Source organism: Streptomyces sp. NPDC054813 (genome assembly GCF_053611365.1).
Window position 1 is genome coordinate 464,372 of record NZ_JBSHAF010000006.1, and the last position, 13,187, is coordinate 477,558.

13 protein-coding genes are annotated in these 13,187 nt (G+C 72.6%); 7 read left to right on the forward strand and 6 right to left on the reverse strand.

Going from position 1 to position 13,187, the window contains the following annotated elements:
• Positions 1–231 precede the first annotated feature (231 nt).
• From hutH to ACWGJB_RS15330, 3 genes are all read right to left on the reverse strand, one after another.
• Positions 232–1,770: a histidine ammonia-lyase gene (gene hutH, locus ACWGJB_RS15320; protein WP_453380673.1), complete on the reverse strand. Its 1,539-nt coding sequence runs from the start codon at positions 1,768–1,770 to the stop codon at positions 232–234.
• A gap of 102 nt (positions 1,771–1,872) precedes the next feature.
• On the reverse strand, positions 1,873–3,015 hold the full coding sequence (locus ACWGJB_RS15325) for a diguanylate cyclase domain-containing protein (protein ID WP_453380626.1): 1,143 nt from the start codon (positions 3,013–3,015) through the stop codon (positions 1,873–1,875).
• 94 nt (positions 3,016–3,109) lie between these two features.
• The gene (locus ACWGJB_RS15330; RefSeq protein WP_453380627.1) at positions 3,110–3,904 is read right to left on the reverse strand and encodes an enoyl-CoA hydratase/isomerase family protein; all 795 of its coding nucleotides are present in this window, start codon (positions 3,902–3,904) and stop codon (positions 3,110–3,112) included.
• Positions 3,905–4,114: 210 nt separating this feature from the next.
• Between ACWGJB_RS15330 and ACWGJB_RS15335 the strand changes: the two genes are divergently transcribed.
• Positions 4,115–4,663, forward strand: a complete 549-nt coding sequence (locus ACWGJB_RS15335) for a hypothetical protein (protein ID WP_453380628.1) — start codon at positions 4,115–4,117, stop codon at positions 4,661–4,663.
• On the opposite strand, the gene ACWGJB_RS15340 is transcribed toward ACWGJB_RS15335, so the two are convergent.
• Positions 4,660–5,769 (reverse strand): adenylate/guanylate cyclase domain-containing protein, encoded by a 1,110-nt coding sequence (locus ACWGJB_RS15340; protein ID WP_453380629.1) that lies wholly within the window; start codon positions 5,767–5,769, stop codon positions 4,660–4,662. The genes ACWGJB_RS15335 and ACWGJB_RS15340 overlap by 4 nt on opposite strands.
• Positions 5,770–6,127: 358 nt before the next feature.
• Positions 6,128–7,003 carry a biotin--[acetyl-CoA-carboxylase] ligase gene (locus ACWGJB_RS15345; protein WP_453380630.1) on the reverse strand — a complete coding sequence of 292 codons (876 nt, stop codon included), beginning with the start codon at positions 7,001–7,003 and terminating at the stop codon, positions 6,128–6,130.
• 110 nt (positions 7,004–7,113) lie between these two features.
• On the opposite strand from ACWGJB_RS15345, the gene ACWGJB_RS15350 reads away from it, so the two are divergent.
• The 4 genes from ACWGJB_RS15350 to ACWGJB_RS15365 all read left to right on the forward strand — a co-directional run bounded on the left by ACWGJB_RS15350 (position 7,114) and on the right by ACWGJB_RS15365 (position 9,832).
• The gene (locus ACWGJB_RS15350) at positions 7,114–8,709 is read left to right on the forward strand and encodes an acyl-CoA carboxylase subunit beta (protein WP_453380631.1); all 1,596 of its coding nucleotides are present in this window, start codon (positions 7,114–7,116) and stop codon (positions 8,707–8,709) included.
• Between the two features lie 9 nt (positions 8,710–8,718).
• On the forward strand, positions 8,719–8,928 hold the full coding sequence (locus tag ACWGJB_RS15355) for an acyl-CoA carboxylase epsilon subunit (RefSeq protein WP_453380632.1): 210 nt from the start codon (positions 8,719–8,721) through the stop codon (positions 8,926–8,928).
• 135 nt (positions 8,929–9,063) lie between these two features.
• Entirely contained in the window at positions 9,064–9,192 is a 129-nt protein-coding gene (gene mmpB, locus ACWGJB_RS15360) for a morphogenic membrane protein MmpB (RefSeq protein WP_450754589.1), read from the forward strand.
• A 37-nt stretch (positions 9,193–9,229) separates the two neighbouring features.
• A complete protein-coding gene (locus ACWGJB_RS15365; protein WP_453380633.1) occupies positions 9,230–9,832 on the forward strand; it encodes a Maf family protein in 603 nt (200 codons plus the stop codon).
• Here ACWGJB_RS15365 and ACWGJB_RS15370 read toward each other — a convergent pair.
• The gene (locus ACWGJB_RS15370; RefSeq protein WP_453380634.1) at positions 9,804–10,343 is read right to left on the reverse strand and encodes a hypothetical protein; all 540 of its coding nucleotides are present in this window, start codon (positions 10,341–10,343) and stop codon (positions 9,804–9,806) included. The two genes, ACWGJB_RS15365 and ACWGJB_RS15370, sit on opposite strands and share 29 nt — an antisense overlap.
• 375 nt (positions 10,344–10,718) lie before the next feature.
• On the opposite strand from ACWGJB_RS15370, the gene ACWGJB_RS15375 reads away from it, so the two are divergent.
• Both ACWGJB_RS15375 and ACWGJB_RS15380 read left to right on the forward strand, forming a co-directional pair.
• Positions 10,719–12,491, forward strand: coding sequence for an acetyl/propionyl/methylcrotonyl-CoA carboxylase subunit alpha (locus ACWGJB_RS15375; protein ID WP_453380635.1), 1,773 nt, complete (start codon positions 10,719–10,721; stop codon positions 12,489–12,491).
• Between the two features lie 74 nt (positions 12,492–12,565).
• The gene (locus tag ACWGJB_RS15380) at positions 12,566–13,102 is read left to right on the forward strand and encodes a TetR/AcrR family transcriptional regulator (RefSeq protein ID WP_453380636.1); all 537 of its coding nucleotides are present in this window, start codon (positions 12,566–12,568) and stop codon (positions 13,100–13,102) included.
• Positions 13,103–13,187: the final 85 nt, after the last annotated feature.

The window sequence follows — 13,187 nt, forward strand, 5'->3', positions numbered from 1 at the left end:
TTTTCCCCCCCTTTTCTAAAATATCCCGGGGGGTGGTTCGGGGGGGGGGGCCCCCCCCCCCCCCCCCGCGCCCCCCCCCCCCCCCCCCCCCCGGCGGCCCCCCGGGGCTGTATCAACATGCGGCTACCGCCGCGTGGGCGCGACCGGCGCCTTACGACAGGGGCCGCGGCGAGAAACCCAAGGGGCGCGGGGAACTGCGCGACCAGCCCCCACGCACCCGCACCCGACGACCTACCGCAGCGCCCCGGTCACCTTCTCGGCGGCCTCCACAAGCGCTCCGCCCCGCACGAACTCCTCCGCCGCGGCGAGGTCGGGCGCCAGGTACCGGTCCGGCCCAACCCCCTGCACCCCCGCGGAGCGCGCCGCCTCGATCACGGCCAGCGAAGCCGGCGCCGCCGTCAGCCCTTCCCGCAGCTCGATCGCCCGGGTCGCCGCATACAGCTCGACGGCGATGACCCGCGCCAGATTGCCCACGGCCGTCCGCAGCTTGCGCGCCGCCGACCACCCCATGGAGACATGGTCCTCCTGCATCGCGGAGGAGGGGATCGAGTCGGCCGACGCCGGCACGGCGAGCCGCTTCAGCTCGCTGACCAGCGCCGCCTGCGTGTACTGGGCGATCATCAGGCCCGAGTCGACGCCCGCGTCGTCCGCCAGGAACGGCGGCAGCCCGTGGCTGCGGTTCTTGTCCAGCAGCCGGTCCGTCCGCCGCTCGGCGATGGACCCGAGGTCGGCCACCGCGATGGCGAGGAAGTCGAGGACATAGGCGACCGGCGCGCCATGGAAGTTGCCGTTGGACTCGACCCGGCCGTCGGGCAGCACGACCGGGTTGTCGACGGCCGACGCCAGCTCCCGCTCGGCGACGAGGCGCGCGTGCGCGAGCGTGTCCCGCCCGGCCCCGGCGACCTGCGGAGCACACCGCACCGAGTACGCGTCCTGGACGCGCGGCGCGTCGTCCTGGTGGTGCCCGGTGAGCTGGGAGCCCTTGAGCACGGCGAGCATGTTGGCGGCGCTGTCGCCCTGTCCGGGGTGCGGGCGGATCGCGTGCAGCTCGGGCGCGAGCACCTTGTCCGTGCCGAGCAGCGCCTCCAGGCTCAACGCGGCCGTGACATCGGCGGACTTGTAGAGCATGTCCAGGTCGGCGAGGGCCATGACCAGCATGCCGAGCATGCCGTCGGTGCCGTTGAGGAGCGCGAGCCCCTCCTTCTCGCGCAGTTCGACGGGCGCGATCCCGTGCTCGGCGAGCAGCTCGCCGGCGGGGCGGAGGACGCCGTCCGGGCCCTCCGCGTCCCCCTCGCCCATCAGCGTGAGCGCGCAGTGGGACAGCGGGGCCAGGTCGCCGGAGCAGCCGAGGGAGCCGTACTCGTGCACGACCGGGGTGATACCGGCGTTCAGCACGTCGGCCATGGTCTGGGCGACCTCGGGACGCACACCGGTGTGTCCGGAGCAGACGGTCTTCAGCCGCAGGAACATCAGGGCCCGTACGACCTCGCGCTCCACCCGCGGCCCCATGCCGGCCGCGTGCGAGCGCACGATGTTGCGCTGCAACTGGGCCCGCAGCTCCGGGCTGATGTGCCGGGTCGCGAGGGCGCCGAAGCCGGTGCTGACGCCGTAGACCGGCTCCGGCTTGGCCGCCAGCGCGTCCACGATCTCGCGGGCCGCCGCCAGCGCCGCGACCGCCTCCGCCGACAGTTCGACGCGGGCGCCGCCGCGCGCCACGGCGAGGACGTCGGACGCGGTGACACCGGACGTCCCCACCACCACAGTGTGCATATCCATATTCAGGAGCGTACGCAGTGAATGCGGCTGCTGTCACTAGTGGGGTACCGGGTTGCCCCTTACTTCTACGTCACTTCTGTGTAAACAGCCGTACGGTCATGACCGCCGGCCCCGGAAGCTGCGCCGCTCGGCCCGTTCCGGCGGGGGCGCGTCGGCCAGTCGTACGACGGGATCGTCCGGCCCCTCCCGCCCGGCCACCACCGGCCGGTCCGCGCGAAGCGCCTTGGCGCGGTACTGCGCGGCGTCGGCGAGCCGGAACAGACGGCGGGCCGAGCGCACCGGCCCGAGGGGGTCCGCGGTCGAGGCGACCCCGCACGCGACCCCCTCCCCCAGCTCCAACTCCCCCGCCCGGCGGCAGAGTTCGCCAGCCGCCTTGACCACGTCGTCGGCCGGCGGGCCGACCGCCAGCAGACAGAACTCGTCCCCGCCGAGCCGCGCGGCGAGGGCGCCCGGGAGCATCGCCCCGCACAGGGACAGGACCGAGCCGAAACGTTCGAGGAGACGGTCGCCGACGGCGTGCCCCTGGGTGTCGTTGACCCGCTTGAGCCCGTTGAGGTCGCAGACGACCAGGCTGACCACGGCGTCGTCCGTGAGGTGCCGGTCGATCGCCTCGTCGAGGCGTACGTCGACGGCACGGCGGTTGGCGAGCCCGGTGAGCGCGTCGGTGTACGCCAGCCGGCGGGCCTCCTCGAGACGCTCGGTCTGGGCGATCCCGGCGGCTACGACGGAGGCCAGGACGGTGGCGAAGTCGGCGTCACCGCGGTCGAAGACGGGGGCCTGGACGGCGCGGGCGACATACAGCTCGCCCCAGGCCCTGCCGTGCAGCAGGATCGGCGCGACCAGGCAGCAGCCGCGGCCCCTGCGGCGCAGGGCGTCGACCCGCCGGTGCGAGTAGCCGGGGCGGCCGGCGGCGGGGCCCTCGGCCGTCTCCACCCAGGCGTTGGGGCCGCCGCCGCCCGCCCAGCGTTCATGGAGGAACTCGGTGATCTCGGGGAACTGGTGCACCGGGTAGGCCTCGGCCTCCGGGAACTCCTCCTCGTCCGGGGCGCGCTCCCCGACGTTCACGAGGACCCGCAGCCGGCCGAGGTCGCGCTCCCAGACGGAGAGCGCGGCGAAGCTGCCGTCCAGGGCACGGCAGGCGCCGGCCGCGGCGGCGCGCCAGCACTCGTGTGGGGTGTGAGCCGCAGCCATGCCCTGAGCCAGCGCCACGACAGCGGCGAGCCGGTTGTCCTCACCCATTACTCCAGGTTAGGGAGGATTGGGTTCATTCGGGACATTGGTGCGGCGAACAGGTGTTGCGACGAGCGCCGGGAAGCCCCAGCCCACCCGCACCTCACTCCCCCGGCCACTGCGGCTTCCGCTTCTCGTTGAACGCCGCGACGCCCTCCGCACGGTCCCCCGAGAACGCCACCGACCGCCATGCCGCGTCCTCGACCTCCAGCCCCGTCCGCAGGTCCAGCCCGTGCCCGAGCCGCAGCGCCCGCTTCGCCGCCCGCAGCCCCACCGGCGAGTTCGCCGCCATCCGTGCCGCCAGCGCCAGCGCCGCGTCCCGGTCCTGGCCCGTCTCCACCAGCTGGTCCACCAGGCCCAGCTCATGCGCCTCCGGCGCCTCCACCCGGCGCGCCGAGAAGATCAGCTCGGCCGCGCGGGCCGCGCCGACCCGGCGGGGCAGCAGCTGCGTACCGCCGCCGCCCGGAATCACGCCCACCGACACCTCGGGCAGGCCCACCACGGCCGTGCCGTCGGCCACGATCACGTCGCAGGACAGTGCCAGCTCGAAGCCCCCGCCGAGCGCGTAGCCGTGTACGGCGGCGATCGTCGGCATCGGCAGCTCCAGTACGCCGGTGTACGCCCCGCGCGACAGCGGCCGCGCCCGGACCAGCTCCGCGTCGGTCATGGAGTTGCGCTCCTTGAGGTCGGCGCCGACACAGAACGCCCGCTCGTGCGAGGAGGTCAGCACCACCACCCGGGCGTCCCGGTCGGCACCCAGCGCCGTGCACGCGGCCACGATCGAGCGGGCCATGTCCGCCGACACCGCGTTCATGGCCTTGGGCCGGTCCAGTACGAGTTCCACCACGTGACCGTGCCGTCGTACCAGCACGAACTCCCCGTACCGCTCCTCGCTCATGGCACCCTCCGCTCGACTCGCACTCGCGTTAACGCTTGTTAACCGCACGATCATCGCAGCCGGGCCCGGTTGGGGGAAAGGGGCATCGACCGGCTCCGGACACCCTCGTTCGGGTGACATCCCGGGAGACTCCCGGCGCACACCCCATGGGAGCGCATAACGTGCGCTCGCCACGGCGCATCGGGGGCGCGCAGCGGGGGAGGGAGTGTCATGACAGGAACGCCGTCAGTCGGCCGCCGGGGGCGGCACCGCAAGCCCCGGCCCCGCAAGGTGCTGTTCGCCGCCGGAGGTCTCGCACTGGCCGCCGGGGCGCTGAGCCTCGTACGGATCGTCCCGGAGGGCGGTGTCGGCACGCCCGGCACAGCGGAGGCGGAGCCCCGGCTGGATCCGACCGCCGACGCCACGGACCGGTCGGCGAACGCGGGCGCCACCCTCGGTCCGGTCCGCACGGCCGGCGCCTCGGTGGCCACCGTCATGGGCGGCGCGAGCCGGACCCCGACGGCCACGCCGGCCGCCACGCCGTCGGTATCCGCGCCGGTCTCACCCAGCGCTCTGCCCGGCAGGGGGGTCACGGTCCCGACCACCATCTCGACGAGCCCGGCACGGCCGGCCGGCACTCCGCCGACTCCGGCGACCAGCACTCCGGTCACGACCCCCACCCCGACCTCCACGCCCGGTACCCGTCCGCCGGGCGGCGTCGTCTGCCTGCCCGTCGTCGGACTGTGCGTGGACCCACTGATACAGGCCGGTCGCCGCTAGGACGGCTCCCCGTCGCGGCGGGTGAGCAGCCAGGGCTCCACCACGCCCAGGCCGCGCACCGGGCGCTGCCACATCGGCTGGAGCGCGAAGCGGTACGTCGGGGGGTCCTCGCCCTCCTTCTCGGCGGTGGCCGCGGCCTCGGCGGCCTCCGCCTCCGAGGCGGGCGCCTCGCCGGAGCGGATCAGTTCCTCGGCGAAAGCCGAGTCGACGAGCACGGCGTCCCGGGGGGCTATGGAGGTCAGCCGGGAGGCCAGGTTCACGGTCGTACCGAAGACATCGCCCATTCGGGTGGTCACGGTGCCGAAGGCCATGCCGACGCGCAGCTCCGGCATCGTCTCGTCGTGGCCCATGGTCTCCACCAGGCGCAGCGCGATGTCGGCGGCCGTGCCGGCGTCGTCGGCGGCGTACAGGACCTCGTCGCCGAGGGTCTTGATGAGCCGGCCGCCGCGGGCCGCCACCAGGTCGGCGGCGGTGGTCTCGAAGGCCTCGACCAGCTCGCCGAGTTCCTCCTCCTCCATCCGGCGGGTCAGCCGGGTGAACCCGACGAGGTCGGCGAAGCCGACGGCCAGCCGCCGGTCGACCATCTCCTCGTCGTCGGCCGACTGCACGACCCGGCCGGCCGAGGCGGCGAGCTGACGGCGCCAGACGTAGACCAGGAACTCCTCCAGCTCGGGCAGGAGCAGTTCGACGATCGGGTACGTGACCTCGGTGCGGGTCATGCCCGGCTCGGGGGGCTCGGTCAGGCCCTCCAGGAAGGAATCCATCTGCCACTCCGCCAGACGGGCGGTGGTCTGCCCGGTCGACCGGGCCACCTGCACGGCCATGGCCTCGCTGAGCAGGCCCGCCTCGACGAGACCGGCGAGCCGGCGCAGAGCCAGCACGTCGGCCTCGGTGAGCGCCTTGGCCTGCCCGATGTCCGCGAAGCCCATGGCCCGCCAGAACCTCGACGCCAGTTCCATGGAGACGCCGGCGCTGCGGGCCGCCTGGAACGGGGTGTAGCGGCGCTCGGCACCGAGGATCAGGCCTTCGAGGCGCAGGGCGAGCGGGTCCTCGCCGGAGTCGGCGGCGTCCGCGCCCTCGCCGGAGCCCGTGTCGTCGACGGTCACGCCTGCTGCCCTTCCGATCTGCCGCGGTCGCATACTGACCGGCCTCAACTCTACGGCAGCTGTGCGGTAGCTCACTTCGTGAGGTGGGCCGATGTCGAGTACCCCCGACCGGCGTTCCCTGGGTCTGCGCCCCCAGCCGCCCGCGCCAGGGGACGGACGGCCCGGATCCCACCGGGCGGCCGGTGGGGGCCGATCGCGCAGTTCCCCGCGCCCCTCAGGGGGCACGTCGTGGCTGCGGGCAGTCGTGCCGCCGGGGCGATGCGGGAGGCATCCTGCACGGCGCCGGTAAGCGACACGCCGACACCCCGCCCAAGCCACGACACACCCCCACCGGCTCACGCCGCCCCCGCACCCGCCCTCACGCCGGTCGCAGGTGCACGATGTCGCCCGCCCCCACCGGTTCCTGCACTCCCGCCTCCGTGGCGATCACCAGTCGCCCGTCCCCGTCCACGGCCACCGCCTCCCCGACCAGCGACCGGTCCCCCGGCAGCTCGGCCCGGACCGTCCGCCCCAACGTCGCGCAGCCCGCCGCATACGTCTCCTGGAGCCCGCTGCGCGCCGGATCGCCGCCCGCCTCGCGCCAGCGCCCGTACCAGTCCTCCAGCGACCGCAGCACCGCCCGCAGCAGCGGATCCCGGTCCGTGGTCACCGCTCCGGCCAGCGCCAGCGACCCCGCCTGTGGCACCGGCAGCTCCTCCGCACGGAGCGTGACGTTGATACCGACCCCGACCACGACGGCGTCCTCGCCGGCCCGCTCCGCCAGAATGCCCCCTGCCTTGCGCTCCTCGTCACCGACGGTGACCAGCAGGTCGTTCGGCCACTTCAGTGCCGTATCGACACCGGCGACCCGGGCCAGCCCCGTCGCCACCGCCACCCCGGTCAGCAGCGGCAGCCAGCCCCAGCGGGCCACCGGCACCCCGGCCGGCTTCAGCAGCACCGAGAAGAACAGGCCGGAGCGGGCCGGCGCCGTCCACTGGCGGTCCAGACGGCCCCGCCCGGACGTCTGTTCCTCGGCGACGAGCACGGCGCCCTCGTCCGCGTCCCCCGCGAGGGCCCGCGCCACCAGGTCGGAATTGGTGGAGCCGGTGCGCTGCACGACCTCGATGTCGCAGTAGAGGCCGCCATGGCCGCCGTCCCGCACCAGAGCCCTGCGCAGCCCCGCCGCCCCGAGCGGTGGACGGTCCAGGTCGGACCAGCGATCGTTGTTCTCGTCTGCTGCATCTCGCGGCGTCATGCAAGCCACCCTAGGTGTGTTGTACGCCGCACTGCCGTTTGGTAGGCGCCCCACTACGCTACGGATGAGTAACCGTCCCCCCTTTTGAGCAGGCAGGGAGCCGCATCCCGATGTCCGAGCCGGAAGAGATCGACATTCACACGACCGCGGGGAAGCTCGCGGATCTCCAGCGCCGTGTCCATGAAGCGACACACGCCGGTTCGGAGCGCGCGGTCGAAAAGCAGCACGCCAAGGGCAAGTTGACGGCCCGTGAGCGGATCGAGCTGCTCCTCGACGAGGGCTCCTTCGTCGAACTGGACGAGTTCACCCGCCACCGCTCCACCGACTTCGGCCTGGAGAAGAACCGCCCGTACGGCGACGGCGTCGTCACCGGATACGGCACGGTGGACGGCCGCCCGATCGCCGTCTTCTCCCAGGACTTCACCGTCTTCGGCGGCGCCCTCGGCGAGGTCTACGGCCAGAAGATCGTCAAGGTGATGGACTTCGCCCTGAAGACCGGCTGCCCGGTCATCGGCATCAACGACTCCGGCGGCGCGCGGATCCAGGAGGGGGTCGCCTCCCTCGGCGCGTACGGCGAGATCTTCCGCCGCAACACGCACGCGAGCGGGGTGATCCCGCAGATCTCGCTGGTCGTCGGGCCCTGCGCCGGCGGCGCCGTGTACTCCCCGGCCATCACCGACTTCACCGTCATGGTCGACCAGACGTCCCACATGTTCATCACCGGCCCGGACGTCATCAAGACGGTCACCGGCGAGGACGTCGGCTTCGAGGAGCTGGGCGGCGCCCGCACCCACAACTCGGTCTCCGGCGTGGCCCATCACATGGCCGGCGACGAGAAGGACGCCGTCGAGTACATCAAGCAGCTGCTGTCGTACCTGCCGTCCAACAACCTCTCCGAGGCCCCGGCCTTCCCGGAGGAGGCGGACCTGTCCGTCACCGACGAGGACCGCGAGCTGGACACCCTGGTCCCGGACAGCGCGAACCAGCCGTACGACATCCACACGGTGCTCGAACACGTCCTCGACGACGGTGAGTTCTTCGAGACGCAGGCCCTGTTCGCGCCGAACATCGTCACCGGCTTCGGCCGGGTCGAGGGCCACCCGGTCGGCATCGTCGCCAACCAGCCGATGCAGTTCGCCGGCTGCCTGGACATCAAGGCGAGCGAGAAGGCGGCCCGCTTCGTCCGCACGTGCGACGCCTTCAACGTCCCGGTCCTCACCTTCGTCGACGTCCCGGGCTTCCTCCCCGGCGTCGACCAGGAGCACGACGGCATCATCCGCCGCGGCGCCAAGCTGATCTACGCCTACGCCGAGGCGACGGTCCCCCTGATCACCGTCATCACCCGCAAGGCCTTCGGCGGCGCCTACGACGTCATGGGCTCCAAGCACCTGGGTGCCGACCTCAACCTCGCCTGGCCGACCGCCCAGATCGCCGTCATGGGCGCCCAGGGAGCCGTCAACATCCTGCACCGCCGCACGATCGCCGAGGCGGAGTCCAACGGCGGCGACGTCGAAGCCGTGCGCGCCCGCCTGATCCAGGAGTACGAGGACCACCTCCTCAACCCCTACACGGCCGCCGAACGCGGTTACATCGACGCCGTGATCATGCCGTCGGACACGCGGCGCCATGTCGTACGAGGCCTGCGCCAGCTCCGTACCAAGCGCGAGTCCCTGCCGCCGAAGAAGCACGGCAACATCCCCCTCTAAGGAGCCGCTGTGACGATCAAGGTCATACGGGGCAACCCGACCCCGGAGGAACTGGCCGCCGCTCTGGCGGTGGTCAGGGCGAGGGCGGCGGCCCTGGCCACCGCCCCGTCCGGCACCCCGACGGCAAGGGCCGCCTGGTCCGACCCGTCCCGCATCGCCCAGCACCGGGTCCCCGCCCCGAGCCCGACGGCGTGGACCCGCACGTACTGGCCAAGCTGAGAAAAACGCCCAAGGGGCGCGGGGCTGTATCCATGTGCGGCTCCGCCGCGCGGGCGCACCTCGGAAAAACCCCGGGCGCGAATCTGAGTACCCCTACTCAGGCGCCCTGGGTCGGCCGAGCCGCACGCTGGTGGCATGCTGTGGTCGGACCCTGACGACGAGCCGCCGAAGGACCTGCAAGACGTGCAGAACGCCCTCCGGCGGCTCGGCGTCTTCCTGGCTCTGGTCATGCTGCTGCTGATGATCGTGCTGGGCGTGAGGTGAGCGGCCATCTGTCGGCGCCCACCGATACGCTGACGCCATGCGCAGACTCGTCCTCGCCTCCCAGTCCCCCGCCCGGCTGAACCTCCTGCGCCAGGCGGGTCTCGCCCCCGAGGTGATCGTCAGCGGCGTCGACGAGGACGCCGTCACCGCCCCCACCCCGGCCGAACTGGCCCTCGCCCTCGCGGAGGCCAAGGCTTCCGTCGTCGCCGCCCGCCCCGACGTGCACGGCGCGATCGTGATCGGCTGCGACTCGGTGCTGGACCTCGACGGCCAGGCGCTCGGCAAGCCGGCGGACGCCGAGGAGGCGACCGCCCGCTGGAAGTCGATGCGCGGCCGGGCCGGCACCCTGCAGACCGGGCACTGCGTGTGGGACACGGCGAGCAACCGGCACGTGTCGGCGACCGCCTCCACCGTCGTCCGGTTCGGCGAGCCCACCGACGCGGAGGTCGCCGCGTACGTCGCCTCCGGCGAACCCCTCTACGTGGCGGGCGCGTTCACCCTGGACGGCCGCAGCGCGCCGTTCATCGACGGCATCGACGGCGACCACGGCAACGTGATCGGCATCAGCCTGCCCCTGGTCCGCCGGCTGCTCGGGGAGCTCGGCATCGGCATCACGGAGTTGTGGGCGCCGGCGGAGTGACCGGCCCGGCGGCCGGCGTGTCCTTCCTCGGTTCCGGTTCCGGTTCCGGTTCCGGGTCACCGGCCGCCGGACCGGAACCGTCCGCACCCCCGCCGGTGTCCGCCCCGGCGCCGGCGCCCTCCGTACGGTCGTACGTCATCAACAGCAGCACGACGAGGGCGAGGACGACCACCATGGACAGGAACGCGGTCCAGCCGATCAGGCCCCACGCCACGGCGCCCAGCAGGCCGTGTACGACCGCGACGCTGATCAGCAGGATGCGGCCGAGGCCGGCGGGCGCCCGGTTGCGTATCGCCACCAGCAGGGCCACCAGGGCGCACAGCGCGAAGTAGAGGCCGAAGACCACCGCGCCGATCTTCGCGCTCATCGACATGTTGTCGGGGTCGAGCCCGGCCAGGGACATGTCCTGACGGTCGACCACCACTCCCATGAACCAGTTGAGCGCGGCGACGCCGAGTGCCTCCGCGAGGAGTATGACCGCCACGACCCAAGCCACCGGTCTGCGCACCACCGGCCCCCACCCACTTTCGGTCACGGCCCGCCGAGAGCCGCTGTTACTTGAAGTACGTTCAAGACATCGCGAACGCTACTAACGGGTAAACCCGGGGACAAGGGGCCGGGCGTGGGCAAAGATTCATTGGGCCATTCGTAGGGACTCAACAAAGAAACGCTGTGGGGCGCGGCACGCTCTCACAGAGACCTTGAGCACATCGCGGGGCTAGGGTTTTCCGAAGGAGTCCTGCGTACCGCGGTGCGACAAGGGCTTTCGCGGGTCGGGCGAGCCTCGCATCACGCTCCGTGTGGGCAAGCTCACCATTGGGGACGGGTCGAAGTGCCGTGTCGGCCTTCCCTAAACTCGGCTTGTTTCAAGGAGGGAGCCTCAATCGTGCGCAAGGTGCTCATCGCCAACCGTGGCGAAATCGCTGTCCGCGTGGCCCGGGCCTGCCGGGACGCAGGGATCGCGAGCGTGGCCGTCTACGCGGACCCGGACCGGGACGCTCTGCATGTCCGCGCCGCGGATGAGGCGTTCGCCCTGGGCGGTGACACCCCGGCAACCAGCTACCTGGACATCGACAAGGTCCTGAACGCGGCACGCGAGGCGGGGGCCGACGCCGTCCACCCGGGCTACGGCTTCCTCTCCGAGAACGCGGAGTTCGCCCAGGCGGTCCTGGACGCCGGTCTGACCTGGATCGGTCCGCCGCCGCAGGCCATCCGCGATCTCGGCGACAAGGTGGCCGCCCGGCACATCGCCCAGCGGGCCGGCGCCCCGCTGGTCGCCGGTACCCCGGACCCGGTCTCGGGCGCCGACGAGGTCGTGGCGTTCGCCGAGGAACACGGCCTGCCGATCGCCATCAAGGCCGCCTTCGGCGGTGGCGGGCGCGGCCTGAAGGTCGCCCGCACCCTCGAAGAGGTCCCGGAGCTGTACGACTCCGCCGTCCGTGAGGCGGTGGCCGCCTTCGGGCGCGGGGAGTGCTTCGTGGAGCGCTACCTGGACCGGCCGCGGCACGTGGAGACCCAGTGCCTGGCCGACAAGCACGGCAACGTGGTCGTGGTGTCGACCCGTGACTGCTCGCTCCAGCGCCGCCACCAGAAGCTCGTGGAGGAGGCCCCGGCCCCCTTCCTGTCCGACGCGCAGGTCGCCGAGCTGTACCGCGCCTCCAAGGCCATCCTCAAGGAGGCCGCCTACGAGGGCGCCGGTACCTGTGAGTTCCTGGTCGGCCAGGACGGCACGATCTCCTTCCTGGAGGTCAACACCCGCCTCCAGGTCGAACACCCGGTGACCGAGGAGGTCGCCGGCATCGACCTGGTCCGCGAGATGTTCCGGATCGCCGACGGCGAGGAACTCGGCTACGACGACCCCGAACTGCGCGGTCATTCGTTCGAGTTCCGGATCAACGGCGAGGACCCGGGCCGCGGGTTCCTGCCCGCCCCCGGCACGGTCACCACCTTCGACGCGCCGTCCGGCCCCGGTGTCCGCCTGGACGCGGGCGTGGAGGCCGGCTCGGTCATCGGCCCGGCGTGGGACTCCCTGCTGGCCAAGCTGATCGTCACCGGCCGGACCCGCAAGGAGGCCCTTCAGCGGGCCGCGCGCGCCCTGGACGAGTTCCAGGTCGAGGGCATGGCCACGGCCATCCCGTTCCACCGCGTCGTCGTCCGGGACCCGGCGTTCGCCCCCGAGCTCACCGGCTCCGAGGACCCCTTCACGGTCCACACCCGCTGGATCGAGACCGGGTTCGTCAACGAGATCAAGCCCTTCGCCGCCCCGGCCGACGCCGAGGCGGAGGAGGACGCCGGCCGTGAGACGGTCGTCGTCGAGGTCGGCGGCAAGCGCCTGGAGGTCTCCCTCCCGGCGTCCCTGGGCATGACCCTGGCCCGCACCGGCCTCGCCGCCGGCGCCAAGCCGAAGCGCCGGGCCGCCAAGAAGTCCGGCCCGGTCGCCTCCGGTGACACCCTCGCCTCTCCGATGCAGGGCACGATCGTCAAGATCGCGGTCGAGGAGGGCCAGGAGGTCAAGGAGGGCGACCTGATCGTCGTCCTGGAGGCCATGAAGATGGAGCAGCCGCTGAACGCCCACAAGGCCGGCACCATCAAGGGCCTCGCCGCCGAGGTCGGCGCGTCCCTCACCTCCGGCGCCGTGATCTGCGAGATCAAGGACTGACGAGGCCCCGAACCGCATCGCCCGGCGAACGGCACCCGCCCGTTCGCCGGGCACCCGACTTTCTGGAACGGCCCATGCGCGCCGACGCCCGACGCAACCACGACCGGCTGCTCGCCGAGGCCCGTACCGTGTTCGCCGAGCACGGCACCGACGCCTCGCTGGAGGACGTGGCCCGCCGGGCGGGCGTGGGCATCGGCACCCTGTACCGGCACTTCCCGAACCGGCACGCCCTGATGAGTGCCGTCTTCGAGGACGCGGTGGACGAACTCCTCGCCAGGGCCCGCGAGCTGCTGACGGCTCCTGAGCCGTGCAGGGCCCTGCTGACGTGGCTCCACGAGGTGGTCGGCCATGCGGCCGCCTACCGGGGCCTGTCGAGGGCCCTGATGTCAGCGTCGTCGGCCTCGGCCCTGGCCCGCTGCGGCACCCCGATGCGGGAGGCGGGCAACGCCCTCCTGACCCGAGCCCAGGAGTCGGGCGCGGTAAGGGCGGACGTACACATCGGCGACCTGCTCCAACTCACCCACGCCATCGCCCTGGCAGCGGAGGAGTCACCGGGAGACCCGCAATTGGCGGACAGACTGCTCCAGCTGACGCTGCGCGGACTTGCCTAGGGGCGCGGGGCTGCGTCCGGTCCGCGGCCACCGCCGCGTGGGCGCGACCAGCCACATCGAACCCACGAACCCGTCCCCACGGCGC